This is a genomic window from Streptomyces olivaceus (genome assembly GCF_000721235.1).
Taxonomy (GTDB): domain Bacteria; phylum Actinomycetota; class Actinomycetes; order Streptomycetales; family Streptomycetaceae; genus Streptomyces; species Streptomyces olivaceus.
Window position 1 is genome coordinate 165,371 of sequence record NZ_JOFH01000002.1, and the last position, 24,721, is coordinate 190,091.

Consider the following 24,721-nt stretch of genomic DNA (forward strand, 5'->3'; position numbering starts at 1 on the left):
TCGTTAAGGTGATCAGGTGAGCGAGCAGACACGGGAACGGGGCCGGGAACCCGCGGCGGAAACCGGGCGGCGCGTGGTCGTCGTGGGCGCCGGCATGGCGGGTGTGCAGACCGCCGTCGCCCTGCGGGAGCGGGGCTTCACCGGCACCGTGACCCTGATCGGCGCCGAGCCGCACCAGCCGTACGACCGCCCGCCGCTCTCCAAGGCCGTCCTGCTCGGCACGGCCGAGGGCTCCGCCTTCGACGTCGACTTCGACGCGCTCGGCATCACCCTCCGACTGGGCGTCGAGGCCCTCGGCGTCCGCCCCGGCGCGCACGTCCTGGACACCTCCGAGGGGCCCGTGCCGTACGACGTCCTCGTGCTGGCGACCGGTGCCGAACCCGTCCGTCTCCCCGGCGCCGACGGTGTGCCCGGCGTGCACCTGCTGCGCACCCTGGACGACGCCGAACGGCTGCGCCCCGTGCTGGCCCGGCAGCACGACGTCGTGGTCGTCGGCGCGGGCTGGATCGGCGCAGAGTTCGCCACCGCCGCGCGCGAGGCGGGCTGCGCGGTCACGGTGGTGGAGGCCGCCGACCGGCCCCTGGCCGACGCGCTGCCCGCCGGTGTGGCCGCGCCCATGGCCGCCTGGTACGCCGACGCGGGCGCCGAACTGCGCACCCACGCGCGCGTGGAGCGCGTCGAGCCCGGCGGCCCCGGAGCGTCCGGCCGGGTCGTCCTCGACGACGGCACCCGGCTGCCCGCCGACGCGGTCGTCGTCGGCATCGGGGCCCGCCCGGCCACCGCCTGGCTCGCCGGCTCGGGGATCGAGCTGGGCGCGCACGGCGAGGTCCTGGCCGACGCCCACCTGCGCACCTCCGCCTCCGACGTCCACGCGGTCGGCGACTGCGCCTCCTTCCCCTCCGCCCGCTACGGCGAGCGGCTGCTGGTCCACCACTGGGACAACGCCCTCCAGGGCCCGCGCACGGTCGCCGCCGACATCGTCGGCTCACCCGGCGGCGAGGACCCGGCGCCCTACGACCCGGTGCCGTACTTCTGGTCCGAGCAGTTCGGCCGCTTCGTCCAGTACGCCGGTCACCACACGGCGGCCGACACCACCCTGTGGCGGGGTGAACCCTCGGGGCCGGCGTGGACGGTCTGCTGGCTGCGCGAGGGCCGCCTCGTCGCCCTGCTGGCGGTGGGCCGCCCCCGGGACCTGGCGCAGGGCAGGCGCCTGATCCAGGCGGGCACCGCGATGGACCCGGAGCTGCTGGCCGACCCGGCCAGACCACTGAAGGCGGCGACGGCGGTGGCCTAGACCCCGTCGTACCCCCCGGCTGCTGCTCCTTGGCTGCTGCGGACGACGGCAACCCGACGACCGGGCCCGGTCCGGCTTCCGACTGTCAGCGGCAGATGGCAGGCTTGATACGTGACCGAGATTGACGCAAAGACCGATGCTCTCGTGCCTGCCTGGCTGACCGTTCCCGACATCGCCGAGATGCTCGGTGTCGAGGTGACCCGGGTACGCCAGCTGATCAAGGAAGGCCAGCTCATCGCCGTCCGCCGCGGTGAGAACCGCGCACTGCACATCCCCGCGGCCTTCATCGACGAGGACCGGGTCGTCAAGGGCCTGGTCGGAACCCTCACCCTGCTGCGGGACGACGGGTTCACGGCCGAGGAGATGCTGGAGTGGCTCTTCACTCCCGACCCGTCCCTGCCGGGCACCCCCGCGCAGGCACTGAGTGAGAACCGCGGTACGGAGGTGAAGCGCCGCGCCCAGGCGCTCGCCGTCTGACCTGCCACGTCGTCCGACCTGCCACGTCGCCCGGCGGGCGCACCGCGGTCCACGGCCCCGGCGGCCGTGACCGCCCGCGGCGCACCCGCGGCGGCGGCGGTCCGCCGCCGCCCCGGAAGCGGGACATCCCGGTGCGAGCCGGGCCGCTCCGCCACGCGCGACGCCCGCACGTTCAAGCCACCGACCCGGGGGGACACCCGCATGCCCGACACCGCTTCGACCACCGCCCGGGCCAAGCTCGCCGACGCCCGGCTCTACCTGTGCACGGACGCCCGCCGGAGCCAGGGCGACCTGCCCGAGTTCCTGGACGCCGTACTGGCGGGCGGCGTCGACATCGTGCAGCTGCGCGACAAGGGCATGGAGGCCGCGGAGGAGCTGGAGCACCTGAAGGTGTTCGCCGACGCCTGCGCCCGCCACGGCAGGCTCCTCGCCGTCAACGACCGCGCGGACGTCGCGCACGCCGCCCGCGCCGACGTGCTCCACCTCGGCCAGGGCGACCTCCCGGTCCCCGCCGCCCGCGCGATCCTCGGCGACGACGTCCTCATAGGGCGCTCCACGCACGCCGGCTCCGAGGCCGACGCCGCCGCCGCGCAGGACGGCGTGGACTACTTCTGCACCGGCCCGTGCTGGCCCACCCCCACCAAGCCCGGCCGTCACGCGCCCGGCCTCGGCCTGGTCCGCCACACCGCGGCACAGCACCCCGAGCGCCCCTGGTTCGCCATCGGCGGCATCGACCTCGGCAACCTCGACGAGGTGCTGGAGGCGGGCGCCAGGCGCGTCGTGGTCGTCCGGGCCATCACCGCCGCGGACGACCCGGGCGCGGCGGCGGCGGAGTTCGCGAAGCGGCTGCGGGAGGCGCAGGGTCCGTCCCCGTCCCGGCCGTAGAGCCCGTCGCCCCCCGTCTCCGGGGCGGCGGGGACCCCGGCGCGGGAGCGGGCCGGGGCTCGGGTCGGGATCCGGGTGGCGATGCCCGGGGCATGTGTCCAAAGGATGGACAACAAATCGACAATGCGGACAAATATCCCGCATCCGGTTGGGGGAGCGCCCGCCACCTGGCTAACCTGCCCGTATGGCCCTCGGAACCGCAAGCACGAGGACTGACCGCGCCCGCACGGTGCGTGACATCCTCGCCACCGGCAAGACGACGTACTCGTTCGAGTTCTCTGCGCCGAAGACGCCCAAGGGCGAGAGGAACCTGTGGAGTGCGCTCCGCCGGGTGGAGGCCGTGGCCCCGGACTTCGTCTCCGTCACCTACGGCGCGGGCGGCTCCACGCGGGCGGGCACGGTCCGCGAGACGCAGCAGATCGTCGCCGACACCACGCTGACCCCGGTGGCCCACCTCACCGCCGTCGACCACTCCGTCGCCGAGCTGCGCAACATCATCGGCCAGTACGCGGACGCCGGGATCAGGAACATGCTGGCCGTGCGCGGCGACCCGCCCGGCGACCCGGGCGCCGACTGGATCGCGCACCCCGAGGGCCTCACCTACGCCGCCGAACTGGTCCGGCTCATCAAGGAGTCGGGGGACTTCTGCGTCGGCGTCGCGGCCTTCCCCGAGATGCACCCGCGCTCCGCCGACTGGGACGCGGACGTCACGCACTTCGTCGACAAGTGCCGGGCCGGCGCCGACTACGCGATCACGCAGATGTTCTTCCAGCCCGAGTCCTACCTGAGGCTGCGCGACCGGGTCGCCGCGGCCGGCTGCGAGACGCCGGTCATTCCCGAGGTCATGCCGGTGACGAGTGTGAAGATGCTGGAAAGGTTGCCGCAGCTCAGCAATGCCGCGTTCCCGGCCGAGCTGAAAGAGCGGATCCTCACAGCCAAGGACGATCCGGCGGCTGTACGCTCGATCGGAATCGAGTTCGCCACTGAGTTCTGCGCGGCGCTGCTGGCTGAGGGCGTGCCCGGGCTGCACTTCATCACGCTCAACAACTCCACGGCGACGCTGGAAATCTACGAGAACCTGGGCCTGCACCACCCACCGCGGGCCTAGACCGGCCGCACATATTTACGACACACTGCGTAGCGGCCACTGGGAGAGGGGCGTACATGGGCTGGACGGTCCTCTACATCGCGTTCGGCGTGGTCGCGTTGTGGTTGCTCGGCGAGGTGCTGCTGCAGTACAAGGCGCGGCTGCGCTGGCGGCTGCTCGCCTTCGGCGGCTTCGTCGGCGTCGTCGCCGGTGTGCTGCTCTCCAACGTGCTCGTCATCGGAGTGGGCGCCGCCGCCTTCGCGGTCGGCCAGACCTACGTCACGCTGTCCTTCCGCCGCGGTTTCGAGGCCGGCTGGGCGGTCAACGCCCCGGCGGGACTCAAGCGCGGCCGGGGCGAACGGAAGCGCCGGGAACCGACGTTGGAGGTCTCCGGCCTGGAGGCTGCCGAGGGCGGCCAGGACCACCGCGACGGCTACGGCTACGACGACGCCGCGCAGGGTTACGGCACCCCCGCGCACGGCACCCCGGGCCTCGGTGGCCCGGCCTACGGCCAGGACGACCCCGACCGCGACGACGTCTTCACCCCGGCCCGCACCGCCGATCCCTCGGCCGCGGAGACCACCGCCGTCTACGAGCCGCAGCCCATGCCCGACGACACCGGCTCGTACGGCGTCTACGCCGACTCGGGCTACGCCCAGGCCCCGCAGGAGCAGCCGGCCGCCGCGCCGGGCGCCGACCAGGCCTACGCCTACGACTACTCGGGCTACGGGCAGCAGGGGTACGGCTACGACACCGGCACCCAGCAGCAGTACGCCGCCTACTCCGACCCGTACATCGGCACCCACACCTACGGCGGCGGGGCGTACGACACCGGGGGCTACGACACGACCGGCGGGCAGGGCTACGGTCAACAGGCCTACGGCCAGGACCAGTACGCCCCCGGCGCGCAGGGCGGCTACGGCGGCGAGACCCCGGCCGGCGGCGTATGGGTGCCGCAGCAGCGCAGCACCGACGACCCCTACGGCGGCGAACTCCCGCCGGAGCAGCAGCCCTACCCCTACCAGGGCAACGGCCAGGCACAGGGGCAGGGTCAGGGTCAGAACCAGGGGTACGACGAGCAGTACCGCTTCTGACGGCTCCTCGGGTGACCGATCGTCACCGTCCCCGGCGTCCCCGGCGTCCCCGGAGCCCGGCCGGCCCGGCCGGTCACTGGGAACCGCGGAACTCCGGGCCCTCGACCACGAGTCCGGCCACCAGCGCGCCCGACATGCCGGCGTGCGGCAGCCCGCCTCCCGGGTGGGACCAGCCGCCGACCGTGAACAGGCCGTCCGTGCCCGTGCTGTTGGCCGCGTGCAGCAGCCGCCCTCCGGCACCTGCCAGCGCCGGGGCCGGAATCGCACCGTCCGCCGCGCCGGTGGCAGCCGCGACGTCGGCCGGGCCGCGCACCTCGTGCCACAGGAGCCGGTCGCGCAGACCGGGCACCGCCCGTCCGGCGACGTCGATCAGCCGCTCGGCCTGCTGCCGGGCCGGCACCCCGGCCGCGGCCCGCCCGGTGCCGGCCGGCGGGGCGGGCACCGGCGCGGAGAGCGTGACCGCCTCGTGGTCCGCGTCCGGGACCAGCGCCGGGTCGTCCGGCCGCAGGACGGTGACGGTCGGCTGCGCGGCCATGCCGGGACCGGCGCCGAACAGGCCGTCCAACTCGGCCTCGCGGTCCCGCGCGTGCACCACCGTCCGGTGCGCCGTGCCCTCCGGGCGGCCGCCCCGCAGCGCCAGCAGCACCGTCAGCCGGCTCGCCCCGCCCCGCTGCGGGGGCACCCCGCCGCCGGGCCGCACCGGCGCTCCACCCGCTCCACCGCGGAGGCGGTCCAGTACGTCCGGCGGCACACCGGCGACCACGAACTCCGCCGCCTCCACGACCCCTTCGGCCGGTTCCACCCCCCTCACCCGGCCGTCCTTCTCGACGACCGCGGTGACCTCGGTGCCGAAACGGAACTCGACCCGGCGGGCCAGGCATCGCTCGTACACCGCCCGCGCCAGCTCCCGCAGGCCGCCGCCGCGCACGTACCACATCCCGAAGGCGTACTCCATGTACGGGAGCACGGCGGCGTTCGCCGGGGCGGTGCGGGGGTCCAGGCCGTGCGCGAGCGCGTGGCCGTCCAGGAGGGCGGCCAGCCGAGGGTCGCGCAGCTCCAGGGCGCCGACCTCGGCGAGGGTGCCGGCCCGGCGGGTGCGCAGCAGCCGCCGGTGCGGGACCGACGGGTAGGGCTCGCGCTCGGCCAGCACCTCCCAGTTCGGCCAGAGCGGCTCCTCCAGGAGGGGACGGCGGGTGCGGTCCCAGGTCTCCCGGGCCCGCACCAGGAAGTCGCCCCAGCGTGCGGAGGCCGCCGCGCCCAGCGCCGCGTCCAGGGCGGCGACGACACCGGCGCGGGAGGCGTTCGGCAGCGCGACCTCGGTGCCGTCCGCGAAGACGTGCCGTGACGAGGGGTCGACCTGGACCAGGTCGACGCGGGACTCCAGCGGCTCCTTCCCGGTCTTCACGAACAGATCGCGCCAGACCGCGGGCAGCGGAAGCAGACCGGGGCCGGTGTCGAAGGAGAACCCGTTCCGCTCGAAGCGGCCCAGGGCGCCGCCGTACGTCCCCGTCCGCTCGTACACCACCACCCGGTGGCCCGCGACGGCCAGCCGGGCGGCCGCCGCCATCGCGCCCATCCCGGCGCCGATCACCGCAATCCGTGCCATGCCAGGGACCTTATCCGCCCCCACCGACAGCCCCGTGCCGAGTACCGCAACGGGTGCGCAGGTGAGCGGCCGGCCGCGCGCCGCCGTGGGCCGGGGTGCGCAGGCCTGAGTACGGGTACCTAGGGCGAGAGTTGAGTACGGGCACGGATGGGCCCCGACCTGCGAGAACGAGAGAGTGGAGGCACGGAGAGGGGCACGGCTCCGGCACCGGCGGCACGGGGCGCCGGAACGGAGCCGGGCCCGCGATCCGCTCCTTCCGCCGACCGCGGTCGGCGGAAGCGAGGCACGGGGGGACCCGGGGGAACGACCGGTAACGGGGGTTCGACGGGGGAACACACGGGGGAGCAGGAGAAGGCGCCGGTCCGACGGCGGCCCGCGGGGGACGCGGCCACCACGGACCGGCGTTCTTCGTGCGCGGTGCCGTGCGGTGCGGTGCGCTGTGGTGCTGCCGTGCGGGTGCCGATGCGCCGTGCCCCGCCGCCCCGGGTCAGACCCGGCCGCTCACCCGCCCCTGGAGCAGTCGCGACAGCGCGGCGTGCACGTCGTCGAGGGAGCGCTCCGGCTGGAACGACTGCCAGTCCAGCGCCGCCACCAGGACCATGCCGACCAGCGCCGCCGCGGTCAGCGGCACGTCGATCTCCTCGCTGAACTCGCCGCTCGCCATCCCCTCGCGCAGCACCTCCTCCACCACGGCCACGGCCTCCTGCCGGACCACGAGCAGCGTGGACTGCCAAGCCCGGTTGGTGCGCCACAGCTCGGCCACGTACAGCTGGGTGAAGGCCGGATAGCGGTCGATGAAGACGAGCCCCGCGCGGATCATCGCGTCCAGGGCGTCGACCCGGCCGCGGCCCTCCCCGGCCGCCTGCTGGGCCGCCTGCCGCAGCGAGGCGGTGAGGAGCCCGACGCCGTGCCGCAGCAGCTCCTCGAAGAGCACGGACTTGCTGGCGAAGTTGTAGTAGACCGTGCCCTTCGCGACACCGGCCCGCTCGGCGATCTCGTCCACCGTGGTGGCGGAGAAGCCCTGCTCGGCGATGAGGGTGACGGCCGCTTCGTAGAGCTTCTGCCGGGTGGCCTCGCGCCGGCTGCCGCCCTGCCGGGCGGTGCTGCTGCTTTCCATGGCCCCGATTCTCACAGCACTGTCCGGGGTGCTCCCACCGCAGGGCCCGCACCCCCTCGAACCGAACGGCTGATCGAAGGGAAAGTGCAGGTCAGAACGGATTGTCAGTGCCATACCTCACGATGGGCACATACGGCACCTCCCGCCGGGGGGTGCCGTCACGGAGACGACAGGAGGATCGTCATGGCCCACTCGTCCGCAGCCGCCGCCCGGCGGCGCCGCGCAGCCGGCCCTGCACCCTCACTGACCGGCCCGGCGAGCGACGTGCACCCCGTGCTCCGCCGGGCGACCGCCCCGCCCGCCGCCCTCGACCTGCTCGCCCAGGCCCGGTCCGGACTCGAAGAGGCCACCGTCCTCGAAGCGCCGAACGAGCGCTACGCCACGGCCCACCTGGCCGCCCTGCGCACCGCCGCCGCGGTGCTCGCCGCCCGGGGCCGCCCGGAGACCACACCGCGGGCCCGGGCCCGCATCCGCAGCGCCTGGGAGGTGCTGCCCGAGATCGCACCCGAGCTGTCCGACTGGAGCGCGCTGTTCGCCTCCGGCGCCCGCCGCAGGGCGCGTGCCGAGGCGGGTATCCAGGGCGCCGCCGGGCGCCGGGACGCCGACGACCTGATACGCGACGTGGCGATGTTCCTGCGCCTGGTGGAGCGGATGCTGGTCCTCCAGCCGGTCCTGCCCCAGCCGCGCCCCGACTCCGACGGCCCGGGCGCGGCCGGCCCCGACCGCCCCGACGGCCCCGGTCCCGCCGCCGACGCCCGCCCCGGAAGCGCCCGCACGGGCCCCGGCACGGACTCGGGGGCGGACCCGGACCAGGAGCTGCCGGACGCGGGCTGAGGACGCCGTTCCACCGGTCACGGACGGGCTCCGGCGCCGGTGGACGGGGTGACCGGCCCACGCGGCGCAGGCAATAGGGTGGGAGGCGCCTGAAGCCTCCCCCTTTCCCGCACCGGGCGGGGGCGGCAGCCCGTTCGCTCCGCCCGTGTCCGAGGCGGTGCCGCGCCGAGGAGTCAACTGCCGTGTCGGACCCGATGCGCCCACCCGTCTCCCACTCCCGTCCGCAGCCGGAGTCCCCGCGGTCGGAGTCCCCGCGCTCCGAGCCCGCGCGCTCCAGGGCCGCCCTGCGCACCGCCGTGGTCTGGGACGTGCTCCAGGACGCCCTAGACCGCCGGGTCAAGGCCACCGGACGCCAGGCCCTGGACGTCCTCGACACCGGAGGCGGCAGCGGCAACTTCGCGGTGCCGGTGGCCGGCCTCGGTCACCGCGTCACCGTCGTCGACCCGAGCCCCAACGCCCTGTTCGCCCTGGAGCGCCGCGCCGCCGAGGCCGGGGTCGCCGACCGCGTGCGGGGCGTCCAGGGGGACGCCGGCGGCCTCTTCGACGTGGTCGAGCGCGGAGGGTACGACGCGGTGCTGTGCCACGGCGTCCTGGAGTACGTGGACGACCCCGCGGAAGGCGTGCGCAACGTGGTCGCCGCCCTGCGCGCCGAGGGCGTCCTCAGCCTGCTCGCCGCGGGCCTGGGCGGGGCGGTACTCGCCCGCGCCCTCGCCGGGCACTTCACGGAGGCCCGGCAGGCGCTGGCCGACCCGGACGGCCGCTGGGGCACGGGCGACCCCGTGCCGCGCCGGTTCACCGCCGAACAGCTCACCGGCCTGGTCGAGGCCGCCGGGCTCCGTGTCGGTGCCGTGCACGGCGTACGGGTCTTCGCCGATCTCGTCCCCGGCGGCCTCGTGGACACCGAGCCGGGTGCCGTGGACGCCCTGCTGAGGCTGGAGGCCGCGGCCGCCGAACTCGCCCCCTTCCACTCCGTGGCCACCCAGCTTCATGTGCTCGGTGAGACGCAGGGGAACGAAGGGGCTCGGCCGCCCGGTGGGGTACGGCGCTGATCAGGGACGCGACTGCAGATGGAGTACGCCACAGGCCCCCCGAACGGGGGCCAGTCGCCGTATGATCGAGGGAGACCGCCCGGCATGACGGGTCGGCCGCTGGGGAATGGGAACTTCAGCGAGCCGGCACGGCCATGACGGAGTCCGGTTGGTCAATTGGCGTAGAGGGGCGGGTTTCACGGGGGCGATTCCCTGCCTATCCTTAAGGGACCCCCCGGGTCGCCCCGGCGACTGCACGATGAGGAGGACTCCGTGCCGCTCTCGGAGCACGAGCAGCGCATGCTCGAGCAGATGGAGCGAGCGCTGTACGCCGAAGATCCCAAGTTCGCGACAGCGCTCGAGGGAAGCGGGCTGCGTACGTACACCCGGCGACGGGTCTACCAGGCGGTCGCGGGCTTCCTCGTAGGTATTGCGCTCCTCATGGCCGGTATGGTCGCGCAGCAGGTGTGGCTCAGTGTGGTGGGCTTCCTCGTCATGCTGGGCTGTGCGGTTCTCGCCGTGACCGGCTGGCGCAAGGCCCCCAAGCCGGGCGAGCAGCAGGCTGCCGGTGCCGGTCCGCAGGCGCGCCGTCAGCAACGGCAGAAACGCTCCATGATGGATCGCATCGACGAGCGCTGGCAGCGTCGCAGGGACGAACAGCAGGGCGGCCAGTAACGCGCCCCGACCAGCCGCTCACCAGAACGTTCGCGTGAGGGGGTGACCGCCGTCCGGGTGGTCACCCCCTCACACGCACGTGTGGCCGCCCGGTCCGCCCTGCCTGCATGCCGTGACCGGTGGCGGAAGCCGACATGTGCCTTCGCCGGGGCGGGCGACCTCTCGTGGGCGCTGCGTCGGTCGTCACCTGTGTGGCCGTGTGGGCGGGGAACAAACCTCGGGGCAGGCGCTGCCCGCCGCATGCTGCCCGCCGTACGGGCGGCGGCCGGGAGGCGCGGTCGCCGCGCTCCTGCGCGCGAGGATCGCCTCCCGGCCCCCGTTCAGCCCTGCTGGCCCGTCGGCCGGGCCGCCCTCGCCCGCCGCCGCAGGGCGGTCCACCGGTCCGACGCCGCCCAGGCCACCCGTACGGCCGAGCGCGGTGCGAACCGTGCGCGCAGCCGCGTGCCCCGGCCGACGGGTGCCCGCAGGCCGGCGACCGCCAGGCGGGCATCCTCCGCGAGCCCGGCCGTCAGCCGCGGGCGGGGGGCGTAGAGGACCTGTTCCACGGCGTCCGCCATCCGGTGCACCGCCGCCGCGGCCGCCGGATCGAGCTGCCCGAGCCGGACGATCCGGGCCGCCGCTCTGCGCGGGGTCTGCGACTGCTCAGGCGGGACGCCGTAGTCCCACGCCGTGTCGGTCAGCTCCTGCCAGACCGCCAAGGTGTGCGGGCCGGCGTCCGCCTCGCCGCGGCCGTGCGCCCCCAGCCGCCGAGCCCGGACACGCAACCGCCACAGCATCGGTGCGAGCAGGATCAGCAGGACCGCCGTCCCGGCCAGCGACCAGGCCAGCGCCGCGTGCCACGTCGGCCCGTCGTCGTCCGCGACGGGCAGGGCCGCCGCCGTCTCGGAGTCGCAGGCGTCCAGCTTCTTGTCCTGCGGCGAGCAGCTCTCGCTCGTCGAAGGCGCCGCCGACGGCTCGCTCTCCGTGTCCTCGGACGGCAGAGCCGGATCCGGTACCGAACTGCCCGGCGTGTCCGTGATGGTGTACGACGGGGTCGAGCCGCGCGTCGGCGTCGGCTCGAAGCGGGTCCAGCCCACGCCCTCGAAGTACACCTCGGGCCAGGCGTGCGCGTCCCGCAGCCCCACCGCCACCGAGCCGTCCGCCTGCGGGGAGCCTGGCGCGAAGCCCACCGCCACCCGGGCCGGAAGGTCCAGGGAGCGGGCCATCGCCGCCATGGCGAAGGAGAAGTGGACGCAGAAGCCCTCCTTGTCCTTCAGGAACCGGGCTATCGCCTCCGAGCCGCTGCCGACCTTCACCTGGGTGTCGTACTCGAAACCGCCATTGACCGCGAAGTACTCCTGGAGCCTGACCGCCTGCTCGTAGGGGTTCGTCGCGCCCTCGGTGACCTTGCGGGCGGTCTGGAAGACCACCTCGGGCAACGAGTCCGGCAGTTTCGTGTACTCGCGCTCCAGCGCCGACGGGGGCGGCGGTGCCGCGGCGAGCTGGTCCGCCGTCGGCTGCACGTTCAGGCTCCGCACCTCGTACTTCAGGCCGCGGGTGTTCTGGCCGTGGTCGCCGACCAGCGTCATGCCAACCGGTTCGTAGCGCCAGTTGCCCGCGACGCGCACGTCGCTCGGCGGGTACGGCATCGGCAGCCAGTCCTGGGCGTACCAGTCGGCGGCCGAGACGAAGGTGCGGGTCTGTGTGCGGGCGACCTCCGGACCGAGACCGGCCGGCGTGGGGAAGGTGCCCTCCGGTACGGCCGTGATGTGCCGCTTGGACGGCTTCCAGGTGGTGCCGTCGAAGTCGTCCAGGGAGACGATGCGCAGGTACAGGCTCGACAGGTCCTCCGAGTCGGTCTGGAGGGAGAGGACCTGCTTGTTCTCGTCGACGTTGAGACTGTCGCGCAGGGAGACCAGGGGGTTCACCGCGGAGATCGTGCCGCCGCCGCCCGTGCCGGAGCCGACGCCGTTCCCGGCGCTGTCCAGCAGCCCGCCGTCCATCGCGGGCAGGGCGAGCGGCACCACCAGGGCGATGCCCAGCGCGAAGGCCCCGATACGCCGGCCGGTGCGGACGGGCGCGACCGCGCCGGTCTGCTCCCCGCCCGGCGCGCGGGGCGCGCCGCTGAAGACCCGGCCCCACTGCGAGAGCCGGTCCCGTCCCTCGGCCAGCAGCAGCATCAGATAGCCGACCGCCGCGACCAGGAACCAGAGCCAGTCGGTGCCGCCCTCGGACAGCCCCGCGGCCACCGAGTACAGCGCGAGCAGCGGCAGACCGGCCGGCGCGGCGCTGCGGAAGGTCACCGCGAGGGTGTCGACCAGCAGTCCGATCACCAGGACACCGCCGACCAGCATCAGCCGGATGCCGTCGGACTCCAGCGGTGCCGGGATCGCGTACCGGGCGATGTCGTCGCCGCCCTGCTGGAGCAGGTCGGCGAAGCGCTGAAAGGCCTGCGGGCCCGGCACCAGCCAGGCGAAGGCCTGCTCCCGGGCGAAGGCCAGTGTCAGGAGCAGCAGCGCGGCCAGCGCCTGCGCGCCGGCGACCAGTGGCCGGGACAGCTGCACCCGGCGGGCCACCGCACCCACACCGGACTGCACCGCCAGCAGGAACGCCGCCTGGAGGATCCACGTCGCCGGGTCGACCAGCGGCAGCAGCGCACACGCCGCCATCAGGGTGGCGGCCCACGCGCACAGCGCCAGCCGCGCCCGCCCGCTCATCGTGCCCCTCCCCGGCCGCCGGACACCGCGCCACCGGCGAGGTCACCCGCGCCCCCGCACCGAACGACCCGCCTCCGCCGGCTCTCCGCGGCGCCTGCCACGGAGGCCACCGTTCGCGCGGGCCCGCGGCCCGGAGCACCGCCCGGCGCACGCAGCGCACACCGCGTACACCGACCGGGCCGCCGTTCCCGCCCGGCCGTTCCGGTTCCGGCCACCGGGCGAGCCCGGGGCCCGGCCGGGAGAACGCCCCCCGCTCGCGGTGCCCCGCCGCCCCGCGGCCCCGCGGGCGCCGTCTCCGCGTGGAGCGCGGGCCGTGTCCGTGCCGTCATCGGGTTCCCTCCCCGCCGGTCGCCGCGAGGGCGGTGCGCTCGCGGTCCGCCAGGCGCCACACCTCCTCCGGCGTCGCGCCGCGCGGCACGAGCACCGCGGTCCAGCCCGCCTCGCGCAGCATCCGCAGCCGTTCCTCGCTCCTGTCCAACGGACCGGCCACGTCCGCCGGTTCCCGCATCCAGGCCGCGCTGTCGAGGACGAAGGCGACGGCGCCGCCGCTGCGCTGCCGCATCCTGGCGGCCACCGCGGCCTGCTCCTCGTCCAGGTCCCCGAAGAAGGCCACCAGCAGCCCGTCGGTCCCGCCGCGCAGCACGTCGTACGCCGGGGACAGGCCCGTGTCGTCGGACTGGTCGACGACCGCGAGGAAGTCCAGCATCAGCCCGGCCGCGTCCGCCGTGCCCTGGCTCGTGCCCGCGAAGCCGTCGGCATCCTCGCCCGGCACCGAGTCGCCGGTGCCCGTGAGCAGCCGGACCGAGAAGCCCCGCTCCAGCATGTGCACCAGTACGGACGCCGCGCCCGACACCGCCCACTCGAAGGCCGAGTCGGGACCGGCACCCTCGTAGGCCACGACCCGGGTGTCGAGCAGCACCGTGCAGCGGGCCCGCTGCGGCTGCTCCTCGCGGCGCACCATCAGCTCGCCGTAGCGCGCGGTGGAGCGCCAGTGCACGCGGCGCAGGTCGTCGCCGTAGCGGTACCCGCGCGGGATCACGTCGTCGTCGCCCGCCAGCGCGAGCGACCGCTGCCGCCCCTCGCCGTACCCCTTCGCCTCGCCGCTCAGCCGCACCGGGGGCAGCGGCTCCACGCGCGGGATCACGGTCAGGGTGTCGTGCGCCGAGAAGGAACGGGTCAGCTCGCACAGCCCGAACGGGTCGGTCAGCCGCATCTGGAGCGGGCCCAGCGGATAGCGGCCGCGCAGGTCGGAGCGGACCCGGTAGGACACCTCGCGGCGGCCGCCCGGCTCCACCCGGTCGAGAACGAACCGGGGGCGCGGCCCCAGTACGTAGGGGACCCGGTCCTGGAGCATCAGCAGCCCCGTGGGCAGCCGCGAGACGTTGTCGACGCGCAGGTGGACCCGGGCCTCGCTGCCGGCGGGCACGCGCCCGGGGGAGAGGCGGCGGCTGCCCGCCACCCGGTAGCGCGTGCGGTACAGGACGGCCGCGCAGACCAGGGGCAGTACCCCGAGGAGCAGCCCGACCCGCAGCAGGTCGCTCTGCCCGAGGACGTAGGCGCAGACCGCGGCGGCGACACCGGCGGCCAGGAAGGAGCGCCCGCGCGTGGTCAGACCGGCCAGGGCGGTGCGGATGCCGCCGCCCTCGCCCTCGCCCGGCGGCGTCCCCCCGGCGTCCATCAGAGCCTCCGCGGCGTCTGCCGGCCGTACTCCGGCGTGCCGCGGCCCGCGCCGAGGCCCGCCTGCTGAGATGCCGCGGGCACCGGGACGCGCTGCAGGATCTCCTGGACCACCTGCTCGGCGGTGCGGCGGCCCAGCTGGGCCTGGGCGGTGGGCAGCAGGCGGTGGGCCAGGACGGCGACCGCGAGGGCCTGCACGTCGTCCGGCAGGGCGTACTCCCGGCCGCCCAGGGCGGCGGACGCCTTCGCGGCGCGCAGCAGGTGCAGCGTGGCGCGCGGCGAGGCACCGAGTCTGAGGTCGGGGTGGGTGCGGGTGGCCGCGACCAGGTCCACCGCGTACCGCCGGACCGGGTCCGCGACGTGGACGCCGCGCACGGCCTCGACGAGCTTGAGGATCTCGTCCGCGTGCGCCACCGGCTGGAGGTCGTCCAGCGGGTTCACCCCGCCGTGCACGTCCAGCATCTGCAGCTCGGCCTCCGGGCTCGGGTACCCGATCGAGACCCTGGCCATGAAGCGGTCGCGCTGGGCCTCCGGCAGCGGGTAGGTGCCCTCCATCTCGACCGGGTTCTGCGTCGCCACCACCATGAACGGGCTGGGCAGCTCGTAGGTCTGGCCGTCGATGGTGACCTGACGCTCCTCCATCGACTCGAGGAGCGCGGACTGCGTCTTCGGCGAGGCCCGGTTGATCTCGTCGCCGATGACCACCTGCGCGAAGATCGCGCCGGGCTTGAACTCGAAGTCGCGGCGCTGCTGGTCCCAGATGGACACGCCGGTGATGTCCGAGGGCAGCAGGTCCGGCGTGAACTGGATCCGGCGCACGGAACAGTCGATGGACCGCGCCAGCGCCTTGGCCAGCATGGTCTTGCCGACTCCCGGGACGTCCTCGATCAGCAGGTGTCCCTCGGCGAGCAGCACGGTCAGCGAGAGCCGCACGACCTCGGGCTTGCCCTCGATCACGTCCTCCACCGAACCGCGTACCCGCTCGATCACCGCGGTCAGTTCGTCCCCCGCGCCCGCATACGCTCGCGAGGGGGCACCCCCATGGCTCGCCCGATCGTCATAGGTCGTCACCCGGCCCTCCTCGGCCTTTCCCCGCACTTCCTGGGAAGCGGGAGTACCCCAACTTGCCGGGCCGGTCCCGCGTCGTCGCGGACCGGCCCACCCCGATTCACGGACACCGTGCGGAAAAAGTTCCGCACGGCACCACTTCCCGTATTCTCGCTGCCGTTACCGATTCGTGTCACTCGCCTGTGGACAACTGTCCGCGATATGTCAGCTCTTACGACCTTTGCGGCGCTTGCCCGGCGGAAATCGTCGCGACCGGCGGGCGGATCAGGCGGGGTCGACCTCGCGCAGCAGGCCCGTCCGCACGTCGAAGACGAAACCGCGCACGTCCTCGGTGTGCAGCAGGAACGGCGAGGTGCGCACACGCTCGATCGACTGCCGTACGTCCTGGTCGGCGTCCCGGAAGGACTCCACCGCCCACGCGGGACGCTGGCCGACCTCCAGCTCCAGGTCGTGCCGGAACTCCTCGGTGATCGTCTCCATGCCGCAGCCCGTGTGGTGGATGAGGGCCACGCTGCGGGTGCCGAGCGCCCGCTGGCTGATGGTCAGTGAACGGATCACGTCGTCGGTGACGACTCCGCCCGCGTTGCGGATGGTGTGACAGTCGCCCAGATTCAGGCCGAGCGCGGCGTGCAGGTCGAGACGGGCGTCCATGCAGGCCACGACCGCGACGCGCTGGACGGGCCGGGCGTCCATGCCGGGGTCGGTGAACGCGGCGGCGTACCGCCCGTTCGCCGCGACGAGCCGGTCGGTGACCGTGTGGTCGCCTGCCGCGGCGGATTCGGAGCCGGCGGGAACCGATGCAGAAGTCGTCATAGTCATGACGTTACTGGCCGCCTGTGTTCCGGGCCCGCTGTGAAGTCGGACAAAGAACATCAACAAGGTGTGTTGTGAGCCGATCCACAGGAGTGCGCGAACGCGCCCATACGGGTGAAAAGCCCTGCCGAACCGGTTTGCGGACGGCGGCGCCGCGACGCGCAGGCCGGTTGATTGACCGGGCGACAGGGTGGACTAAAGTGACGCGAAGCGGGAGGCGAGGCTCTCCCTGCTGGACTGACATCCCCGGAGACCTGGGCGACGCCCCGCCAGTTCTCCCCGCGTGCGCGACGCGTACGTACGGCTCGGCCTCCTCCCGCTCCCGGCCGGCCGACGCTTCCGGCGCCGGCCGGCCCTCCCCTTCACGAGCGAGCGGGAGGGGACCCGGCGGTGCGGACGCCGCGCAGGACCTGAGAGGCCGCCCCACTTGAGCCAGAGTCGACACGTCCCGGTGATGCTCCAGCGCTGCCTGGACCTGCTGGCGCCCGCCCTCGCCGAGCCGGGGGCCGTGGTCGTCGACTGCACGCTGGGACTCGGCGGACACAGCGAGGCGCTCCTCGAACGGTTCCCCGCGGCCCGGCTCGTGGCGCTCGACCGGGACAAGGAGGCCCTGCGCCTGTCCAGCGAGCGCCTCGCCCCCTACGGCGAGCGGGCCACCCTCGTACACGCCGTCTACGACGAGCTGCCCGACGTACTCGACCGACTGGGCACCCCCCGCGTCCAGGGCGTGCTGTTCGACCTCGGCGTCTCCTCCATGCAGCTCGACGAGGCCGACCGCGGCTTCGCCTACGCCCAGGACGCCCCGCTCGACATGCGGATGGACCAGACGTCCGGCATGAGCGCCGCCGAGGTCCTCAACACCTACCCGCCCGGCGAACTCGTCCGCATTCTGCGGGCGTACGGCGAGGAGAAGCAGGCCAAGCGCATCGTGTCCGCCGTCGTGCGCGAGCGCGAGAAGGAGCCGTTCAGCAACAGCGCCCGGCTCGTGGAGCTGATCCGCGCGGCGCTCCCGCAGGCCGCCAAGCGCACCGGCGGCAACCCGGCCAAGCGCACCTTCCAGGCCCTGCGCATCGAGGTCAACGGCGAGCTGTCCGTGCTGGAGCGGGCGGTCCCGGCCGCCGTCGAGGCACTCGCGGTCGGCGGGCGGATCGCCGTGCTGTCCTACCAGTCGCTGGAGGACCGGCTGGTCAAGCAGGTGCTCGCGGCCGGCGCCGCCAACACCGCACCACCCGGTCTGCCGGTCGTCCCCGAACGCTACGCACCCCGGCTCAAGCTGCTCACGCGCGGTGCCGAACTTCCCTCCGAGGAGGAGATCGCCGAGAACCGGCGAGCGGCACCGGCGCGGCTGCGCGGCGCCGAGCGCATCAGGGAGTCCGTCGGGTGAAGCGAGCGAGGCAGGCCGGCGGGTGCGGACGGCCCACCCGGGCCGAGGGGAGGGCGAGTGGGTAGGAAACCCGAGCTGAAGGGCAGGGCGGCGCGGCTCGCCCGGCTGCTGCCGACGGGCACCGCCCGCGGCCAGGCGGCCCGGGCGCCCTTCGTCCTGCTGGTCGTCGTCCTGCTCGGCGGCGGTCTCATCGGGCTCCTCGTGCTGAACTCCGCCCTGAGCGAGGGCTCCTTCCAGCTGGACGACCTGAAGGAAGAGACCAAGAGCCTCACCGACGAGGAGCAGGCGCTCCAGCGGGACATCGACGCGTACTCCGCGCCCCAGGCCCTGCAGCGCCGCGCCCGCGAGCTGGGCATGGTGCCGGGCGGCGACCCCGCCTTCCTGGACCCCGACGGCACCGTCAAGGGCTCGCCCAGCCCCGCGCCCGCCGCGGCCACCCCGCTGGTCCTCGCGCCCGAGGCGCTGACCTCGACCTCCGGCGGCGCGCCCGCGGTCACGCCGTCCACCGGCACCGAACCGCCCGCGTCCGGCGCCGCGAGCCCCGCGCCGGCCGGCCCCACGCAGGGTCCGACCGCGCCGGGCCCGACCACGCAAGGCCCCAGCCCGACGACCCCGACTCCCGGCAGGTGACGGAAGTGTCCGACAGGGAACCGCCGCGCCGCCGTGTGCCCGGACCCGCGCGGCCCGCCCGCCCCGGCGGACGCCGGCCGCCCGGCCCCGGCGCGCGGCCCGCCCGCCGCCCCGGCCCGCCCAGGCCGGGCACACCCCGCACCATCAGGCTGGGCAGCCCCCGGCCGCGCCTGCGCATGATCGGCCTCGCGCTGACCCTGGTGCTGGCCGCCTTCGTCGTACGGCTGCTCCAGGTGCAGGCCGTCGACGCCGGCACCTACTCCGCGAAGGCCGAGCAGAACCGCTACGTCGTCCACACCCTGCCCGCCGAACGCGGCGGCATCAGCGACCGCAACGGCGTGGCCCTCGCGACCACGGTGGACTCCTACGACATCACCGCCGACCCCACGATGTTCACCCGCGAGCAGCTCAAGGTCGGCGACGGTCCCGAGCAGGCGGCGGCGCTCCTCGCGCCCATCCTCGGACTGGACCAGGAGGACCTGGTCGACACGCTCCGCCCCAAGAACGAGAAGCTGCGCTACGTCCGCCTCGCGCGCCGCCAGACCCCGCAGGTCTGGAACCAGATCAAGGACCTGAAGACCGCGCTCACCACCAAGGCGGAGACGGACAAGACGGTGGTCAACGCCCTCGCGGGCGTCTTCGCCGACCCCAGCAGCAAGCGGGTCTACCCGGGCGGCGACCTCGCCGCGGGCATCCTCGGCTGGGTCGGCGCCGACGGCAAGGGCGGCGGCGGTCTGGAGCGGCAGCTGGACAAGACGCTGGCCGGCGAGGACGGCAAGATCCGCTACGCCCAGGCCGGCGGCCGCCAGGTGCCCACGGCGGGCTCCACCGAGACGCCCGCCGTGCCCGGCAGCAACGTGGAGCTGACCATCGACCGCGACATCCAGTGGGCCGCGCAGAACGCCATCAGCGACCAGGTGGAGAAGTCCAAGGCGGACGGCGGCTACGTCATCGTCCAGGACACCGCCACCGGCGAGGTCCTCGCCATGGCCAACTCGCCCGGCTTCGACCCGGGCGATCTCTCCCACGCCGACCCCGACGCGCTGGGCAACGCGGCCCTCCAGGACGCCTTCGAGCCCGGCTCCACCGCCAAGGTGATGTCGATGGCGGCCGTGCTGGAGGAGAACGCCGCCACCCCGGGCACCCACATCACCGTCCCCAACCGGCTCAAGCGCGGCGACCGGCTCTTCAAGGACGACATCGACCACCCGACCTGGTACCTCACGCTCAACGGCGTGCTCGCCAAGTCCAGCAACATCGGCACCATCATGGCCACCGGGGAACTGGGCAAGACCCAGGCGGAGGCCAACAAGGTGCTCTACTCCTACCTGCGCAAGTTCGGCCTCGGCGGCTACAGCGGCCTCGGCTTCCCCGGCGAGACCAAGGGCATCCTCGCGCAGCCCGGCGAGTGGTCGACCTCGCAGCAGTACACGATTCCTTTCGGACAGGGCGTCTCCGTGAACGCGCTCCAGGCGGCCTCCGTGTACTCGACCATCGCCAACGGCGGCGTGCGGGTCGAGCCCACGCTCGTGCGCGGCACCAAGGACGACGACGGTGGCTTCACACCGGCGCCGGAAGCCGAGAAGACGCGCGTGGTCAGTGAGAAGACGGCGAAGACCCTCTCCCGGATGCTGGAGTCCGTCGTCGACGACGAGGAGGGCACCGGCACCAAGGCGCGCATTCCGGGCTACCGGGTGGCGGGCAAGACGGGCACGGCCAACCGGGTGGATCCGGCCACCGGCAAGTACCACGGCTACACCTCGTCGTTCGCCGGGTTCGCCCCCGCCGACAAGCCCCGCGTCACCGTCTACTGCGCCATCCAGAACGCCACCGAGGGCAGCTACTTCGGCGGCCAGATCTGCGGCCCCATCTACAAGCAGGTCATGGAGTTCGCCCTGAAGACCCTCCAGGTCCCCCCGACCGGAGCCGACCCGGCCAGGCTGCCGGTCACCTTCAGACCCTGACCCGCACCGAGCAGCCCGCCCGCACCGAGCAGCCCCCGCACCGAGCAGCCCCCGCCGAGCACCCAGCCCGGACCCGGCCCCACCGGGCCAGCCCCGATCCAGTACCGAGCCACCAGGAACCACCCGTGACAACGATCACCCCCGACCCCGGGAACCAGAACGGCCCCCGGGCCTCACTTCGCCCGGAGGCCGGTACTGCCGGTACGCTCACCGCCGTGCCACACCCTGATCAGTCCCAAACCACCCAGAAGGGCCACCCCGTGACCTACCCGGGACCGCCCCGGCCGGTGCGGATCTCCGCCACACCCCTCGCGGAACTCGCCGATCAGCTGGGTGTCACCGCGCCGGACAGCTCCGCCGGGGTCACGGGCATCACCCATGACTCGCGCGCCGTCCGCCCCGGTGACCTGTACGCCGCCCTCCCCGGAGCCCGCGTCCACGGCGCCGACTTCGCCACCCAGGCCGCGGGCCTCGGTGCCGCCGCCGTGCTGACCGACCCGGCCGGCGCGGAGCGCGTCGCCGCCGGGCTGCCGGCGCTCGTGGTCGACGACCCGCGCGCGCGGATGGGCGAGCTGGCGGCCACGATCTACGGCCACCCCGGCCGCGACCTGCTCCAGATCGGCATCACCGGCACCTCGGGCAAGACCACCACCGCCTACCTCGTCGAGGGCGGTCTGCGTACGGAGAAGTCCACCGGCCTGATCGGCACGGTCGAGATGCGCATCGGCGACGAGCGCATCAAGTCCGAGCGGACCACGCCCGAGGCCACCGACCTCCAGGCCCTGTTCTCGGTGATGCGCGAACGCGGCACCGAGGCGGTCGCCATGGAGGTCTCCAGCCACGCCCTGGTGCTGGGCCGGGTCGACGCCTGCGTCTTCGACGTCGCGGTCTTCACCAACCTCAGCCCGGAGCACATGGAGTTCCACTCCGGCATGGAGGACTACTTCCAGGCCAAGGCGCAGCTCTTCACGCCCGCACGCAGCAGGCTCGGCGTGGTCAACGTCGACGACGAGTACGGGCGGCGCCTCGCCAAGGAGGCCACCGTCCCGGTCGTCACCTACTCCGCCGAGGGCCACCCGGACGCCGACTGGCGCGCCGACGAGGTCGAGGTCGGCCCGCTGGACTCGACGTTCACCGTGCTCGGGCCGAAGGGCGAGCGGATCGCCGCCAAGTCGCCGCTGGCCGGGCCGTTCAACGTGGCGAACACCCTCGCCGCGATCGTCTCCCTGGCCGCCGCCGGGCTCGACCCGCAGACCGCCGCCGACGGCGTCGCCGCCGTCCCCGGTGTGCCGGGCCGCCTGGAGCGCGTGGACGAGGGCCAGCCCTTCTTCGCGGTGGTCGACTACGCCCACAAGACCGACGCCGTCGAGTCGGTGCTGCGGGCCCTGCGCAAGGTGACCGAGGGCAAGCTGCACGCCGTGCTCGGCTGCGGCGGCGACCGCGACACCACCAAGCGCGAGCCGATGGGCGCCGCCGTCGCCCGGTTCGCCGACACCGCCGTACTGACCTCCGACAACCCCCGCTCCGAGGACCCGCTCGCGATCCTCGCCGTGATGCTGCAGGGCGCGGCCTCCGTGCCCGCGCACGAGCGCGGGGAGGTGCAGGTCTTCGAGGACCGGGCCGCCGCGATCGCCGCCGCCGTCGCCCGGGCCGAGCCCGGCGACACCGTGGTGGTGGCGGGCAAGGGCCACGAACAGGGCCAGGACATCGCCGGGGTGGTGCGCCCCTTCGACGACCGCGAGGTGCTGCGCGAAGCCATCCAGAGGTCCAAGGCCTGACCCACCGCACCACCCGGACGTTCCAGAAGATCCAGAAGATCCAGATGGCTCAGACAACCCAGATGATCCAGGGGACGAACTTGTGATCACCCTCTCTCTCGCCGAGATCGCAGATGTCGTCGGCGGGCGGATGCACGACATACCGGACGCGTCCGCGCAGGTCACCGGGCCCGTCGTCCGGGACTCGCGGGAAGCGGGGCCGGGCAGCCTCTTCGTCGCCTTCGTCGGCGAGCGGGTGGACGGCCACGACTTCGCACCGGCGGTCGTCGGGGCGGGCGCGGTCGCCGTGCTCGGCTCCCGCCCCGTCGGCGTGCCCGCGATCGTCGTGGACGACGTCCAGGCGGCCCTCGGTGCCCTCGCCCGGCACGTCGTACGGCGCCTGGGCACCACCCTCGTGGCCCTCACCGGGTCGGCCGGCAAGACCAGCACCAAGGACCTGATCGCCCAGGTGCTGCGCCGCAAGGCGCCCACGGTGTTCACGCCGGGCTCCCTCAACAACGAGATCGGGCTGCCGCTCACCGCGCTCACCGCCACCGGGGAGACGCGGTTCCTCGTACTGGAGATGGGCGCCCGCGGCATCGGCCACATCCGCTACCTCTGCGAGCTGACCCCGCCGAGGATCGGCCTCGTCCTCAACGTCGGCTCCGCGCACATCGGCGAGTTCGGCGGCCGGGAGCAGATCGCGCAGGCCAAGGGCGAACTCGTCGAGGCGCTGCCGCCGGCCGGGGAGGGGGGTACCGCCGTCCTCAACGCGGACGACCCCCTCGTACGGGCCATGGCCTCCCGAACGACGGCGAAGGTGCTCCTTTTCGGAGAGTCCGGCGAAGCGGACGTTCGGGCCGAGAACGTGCGACTCACGGACAGCGGACAGCCTTCCTTCAGCCTTCACACACCCTCCGGTGCAAGCGACGTGACCATGCGCCTGTACGGTGAGCACCACGTGTCGAACGCGCTCGCCGCGGCCGCCGTCGCCCACGAGTTGGGCATGTCCGCAGACGAGATCGCCACCGCGCTCTCCGAGGCGGACTCCCTCTCCCGGTGGCGCATGGAGGTCACTGAGCGCCCGGACGGCGTGACGGTCGTCAACGACGCCTACAACGCGAACCCCGAGTCCATGAAGGCCGCGCTGCGTGCGCTCGTCGCCATCGGCGGAGCCTCACGGGCACGGGGGGGCCGTACGTGGGCGGTGCTCGGCGAGATGGCCGAGCTCGGGGACGAGGCGCTCGCCGAGCACGACGCGGTCGGGCGGCTCGCCGTCCGGCTCAACGTCAGCAAGCTCGTCGCGGTCGGGGGCAGGGAAGCCCAATGGCTGCAACTGGGCGCATATAACGAGGGTTCGTGGGGTGAGGAGTCGGTGCACGTGTCCGACGCACAGGCGGCGGTCGACCTGTTGCGCAGCGAGTTGCGCCCGGGGGACGTCGTGCTCGTGAAGGCGTCCCGGTCGGTGGGTCTGGAGAGTGTCGCGACGGCGCTGCTCGAGACCGGCACCGAGGGTGAGGTTGCCGCCCGATGATGAAGCAGATCCTGTTCGCAGGAGTCATTGGTCTCTTCCTCACGCTGGTCGGCACCCCGCTGCTGATCAAGCTCCTCGCCCGCAAGGGCTACGGTCAGTACATCCGCGACGACGGCCCGCGCGAGCACGCCAGCAAGCGCGGTACGCCGACCATGGGCGGCATCGCCTTCATCTTCGCGACGGTCGCCGCGTACTTCCTCGCCAAGGTCATCACCAGCTACCTGGAACCCGATCCGAACGTCGACGCGGGGCCGACCTTCTCGGGTCTGCTGGTGCTCGGCCTGATGGTCGGCATGGGCCTGGTCGGCTTCCTGGACGACTACATCAAGATCGTCAAACGGCGTTCGCTCGGCCTGCGGGCCAAGGCGAAGATGGCCGGCCAGCTCATCGTCGGCATCGCCTTCGCCGTCCTCGCGCTGCAGTTCGCGGACAACCGCGGCAACACCCCGGCCTCCACCAAGCTGTCGTTCATCACCGACTTCGGCTGGACCATCGGCCCGGTGCTGTTCGTCATCTGGGCGCTGTTCATGATCCTCGCCATGTCCAACGGCGTGAACCTGACCGACGGCCTGGACGGCCTCGCCACCGGCGCCTCCGTCCTGGTCTTCGGCGCCTACACCTTCATCGGCGTCTGGCAGTTCCAGGAGTCCTGCGCCAACGCGCAGACCCTCACCAACCCCGGCGCCTGCTACGAGGTGCGAGACCCCCTGGACCTCGCCGTCGTGGCGTCGGCCCTGATGGGCGCGTGCCTCGGCTTCCTGTGGTGGAACACCTCGCCGGCCAAGATCTTCATGGGCGACACCGGTTCGCTCGCGCTCGGCGGTGTGCTCGCGGGTCTGGCGATCTGCTCGCGCACCGAACTGCTGATGGCCATCCTCGGCGGCCTGTTCGTCCTGATCACCATGTCGGTGGTCATCCAGGTCGGCTCCTTCCGCCTCACCGGCAAGCGGGTCTTCCGCATGGCGCCACTCCAGCACCACTTCGAACTCAAAGGCTGGTCCGAGGTCCTTGTCGTGGTCCGCTTCTGGATCATCCAGGGCATCTGTGTGATCGTCGGACTCGGCCTCTTCTACGCGGGATGGGCAGCGGACAAGTGACCTC

At 73.7% G+C, this 24,721-nt stretch carries 20 protein-coding genes; 14 read left to right on the top strand and 6 right to left on the bottom strand.

What is annotated here, in order from left to right; genetic code table 11:
- Positions 1-73: 73 nt before the first annotated feature.
- The 5 genes from IG94_RS0103675 (at position 74) to IG94_RS0103695 (ending at position 4,837) form a co-directional block, all read left to right on the top strand.
- A complete protein-coding gene (locus IG94_RS0103675; RefSeq protein WP_043482891.1) occupies positions 74-1,294 on the top strand; it encodes an NAD(P)/FAD-dependent oxidoreductase in 1,221 nt (406 codons plus the stop codon).
- A 111-nt stretch (positions 1,295-1,405) separates the two neighbouring features.
- Entirely contained in the window at positions 1,406-1,771 is a 366-nt protein-coding gene (locus IG94_RS0103680) for an Rv2175c family DNA-binding protein (RefSeq protein WP_031030902.1), read from the top strand.
- A 201-nt stretch (positions 1,772-1,972) separates the two neighbouring features.
- The gene (thiE, locus tag IG94_RS0103685) at positions 1,973-2,656 is read left to right on the top strand and encodes a thiamine phosphate synthase (protein ID WP_031030905.1); all 684 of its coding nucleotides are present in this window, start codon (positions 1,973-1,975) and stop codon (positions 2,654-2,656) included.
- Positions 2,657-2,840: 184 nt separating this feature from the next.
- Positions 2,841-3,764, top strand: coding sequence for a methylenetetrahydrofolate reductase [NAD(P)H] (metF, locus tag IG94_RS0103690; protein WP_051159578.1), 924 nt, complete (start codon positions 2,841-2,843; stop codon positions 3,762-3,764).
- Between the two features lie 56 nt (positions 3,765-3,820).
- A complete protein-coding gene (locus tag IG94_RS0103695; protein ID WP_031030911.1) occupies positions 3,821-4,837 on the top strand; it encodes an SCO2102 family sporulation regulator in 1,017 nt (338 codons plus the stop codon).
- Positions 4,838-4,910: 73 nt separating this feature from the next.
- Here IG94_RS0103695 and IG94_RS0103700 read toward each other — a convergent pair whose 3' ends face one another.
- Both IG94_RS0103700 and IG94_RS0103705 read right to left on the bottom strand, forming a co-directional pair.
- Positions 4,911-6,443 (bottom strand): phytoene desaturase family protein, encoded by a 1,533-nt coding sequence (locus tag IG94_RS0103700; RefSeq protein ID WP_031030915.1) that lies wholly within the window; start codon positions 6,441-6,443, stop codon positions 4,911-4,913.
- Between the two features lie 487 nt (positions 6,444-6,930).
- Positions 6,931-7,560, bottom strand: coding sequence for a TetR/AcrR family transcriptional regulator (locus IG94_RS0103705; protein WP_031030918.1), 630 nt, complete (start codon positions 7,558-7,560; stop codon positions 6,931-6,933).
- Positions 7,561-7,743: 183 nt separating this feature from the next.
- Between IG94_RS0103705 and IG94_RS0103710 the strand changes: the two genes are divergently transcribed.
- From IG94_RS0103710 to IG94_RS0103720, 3 genes are all read left to right on the top strand, one after another.
- Positions 7,744-8,394 (top strand): SAV_6107 family HEPN domain-containing protein, encoded by a 651-nt coding sequence (locus IG94_RS0103710; protein WP_031030920.1) that lies wholly within the window; start codon positions 7,744-7,746, stop codon positions 8,392-8,394.
- Between the two features lie 182 nt (positions 8,395-8,576).
- A complete protein-coding gene (locus IG94_RS0103715) occupies positions 8,577-9,443 on the top strand; it encodes a methyltransferase (RefSeq protein ID WP_031030923.1) in 867 nt (288 codons plus the stop codon).
- A gap of 252 nt (positions 9,444-9,695) precedes the next feature.
- The gene (locus IG94_RS0103720; protein ID WP_031030926.1) at positions 9,696-10,097 is read left to right on the top strand and encodes a spore wall synthesis complex protein; all 402 of its coding nucleotides are present in this window, start codon (positions 9,696-9,698) and stop codon (positions 10,095-10,097) included.
- A 320-nt stretch (positions 10,098-10,417) separates the two neighbouring features.
- Here the strand turns inward: IG94_RS0103720 and IG94_RS0103725 are convergent, their stop codons facing one another.
- The 4 genes from IG94_RS0103725 to IG94_RS0103740 all read right to left on the bottom strand — a co-directional run bounded on the left by IG94_RS0103725 (position 10,418) and on the right by IG94_RS0103740 (position 16,351).
- Positions 10,418-12,793 (bottom strand): transglutaminase TgpA family protein, encoded by a 2,376-nt coding sequence (locus IG94_RS0103725; RefSeq protein WP_031030929.1) that lies wholly within the window; start codon positions 12,791-12,793, stop codon positions 10,418-10,420.
- A gap of 325 nt (positions 12,794-13,118) precedes the next feature.
- Positions 13,119-14,471, bottom strand: a complete 1,353-nt coding sequence (locus IG94_RS0103730) for a DUF58 domain-containing protein (RefSeq protein ID WP_031030932.1) — start codon at positions 14,469-14,471, stop codon at positions 13,119-13,121.
- A complete protein-coding gene (locus IG94_RS0103735) occupies positions 14,471-15,541 on the bottom strand; it encodes an AAA family ATPase (protein WP_043482894.1) in 1,071 nt (356 codons plus the stop codon). The genes IG94_RS0103730 and IG94_RS0103735 overlap by 1 nt, the downstream gene beginning before the upstream one ends.
- A gap of 261 nt (positions 15,542-15,802) precedes the next feature.
- Positions 15,803-16,351 (bottom strand): beta-class carbonic anhydrase, encoded by a 549-nt coding sequence (locus IG94_RS0103740; protein ID WP_031030938.1) that lies wholly within the window; start codon positions 16,349-16,351, stop codon positions 15,803-15,805.
- A gap of 427 nt (positions 16,352-16,778) precedes the next feature.
- Here IG94_RS0103740 and rsmH point away from each other — a divergent pair, with 427 nt between their 5' ends.
- The 6 genes from rsmH to mraY all read left to right on the top strand — a co-directional run bounded on the left by rsmH (position 16,779) and on the right by mraY (position 24,717).
- Positions 16,779-17,735 (top strand): 16S rRNA (cytosine(1402)-N(4))-methyltransferase RsmH, encoded by a 957-nt coding sequence (gene rsmH / locus IG94_RS0103745; protein ID WP_078892149.1) that lies wholly within the window; start codon positions 16,779-16,781, stop codon positions 17,733-17,735.
- A 57-nt stretch (positions 17,736-17,792) separates the two neighbouring features.
- On the top strand, positions 17,793-18,365 hold the full coding sequence (gene ftsL / locus IG94_RS0103750; protein ID WP_031030942.1) for a cell division protein FtsL: 573 nt from the start codon (positions 17,793-17,795) through the stop codon (positions 18,363-18,365).
- Complete coding sequence (locus IG94_RS0103755; RefSeq protein WP_107060414.1) at positions 18,362-20,329, top strand: peptidoglycan D,D-transpeptidase FtsI family protein; 1,968 nt, start codon at positions 18,362-18,364, stop codon at positions 20,327-20,329. Before ftsL ends, IG94_RS0103755 begins: the two co-directional genes overlap by 4 nt.
- 260 nt (positions 20,330-20,589) lie before the next feature.
- The gene (locus tag IG94_RS0103760) at positions 20,590-22,107 is read left to right on the top strand and encodes a UDP-N-acetylmuramoyl-L-alanyl-D-glutamate--2,6-diaminopimelate ligase (RefSeq protein ID WP_031030946.1); all 1,518 of its coding nucleotides are present in this window, start codon (positions 20,590-20,592) and stop codon (positions 22,105-22,107) included.
- 82 nt (positions 22,108-22,189) lie between these two features.
- The gene (locus tag IG94_RS0103765) at positions 22,190-23,620 is read left to right on the top strand and encodes a UDP-N-acetylmuramoyl-tripeptide--D-alanyl-D-alanine ligase (protein ID WP_031030948.1); all 1,431 of its coding nucleotides are present in this window, start codon (positions 22,190-22,192) and stop codon (positions 23,618-23,620) included.
- Positions 23,620-24,717: a phospho-N-acetylmuramoyl-pentapeptide-transferase gene (gene mraY, locus IG94_RS0103770; RefSeq protein ID WP_031030951.1), complete on the top strand. Its 1,098-nt coding sequence runs from the start codon at positions 23,620-23,622 to the stop codon at positions 24,715-24,717. The genes IG94_RS0103765 and mraY overlap by 1 nt, the downstream gene beginning before the upstream one ends.
- Positions 24,718-24,721 lie beyond the last annotated feature (4 nt).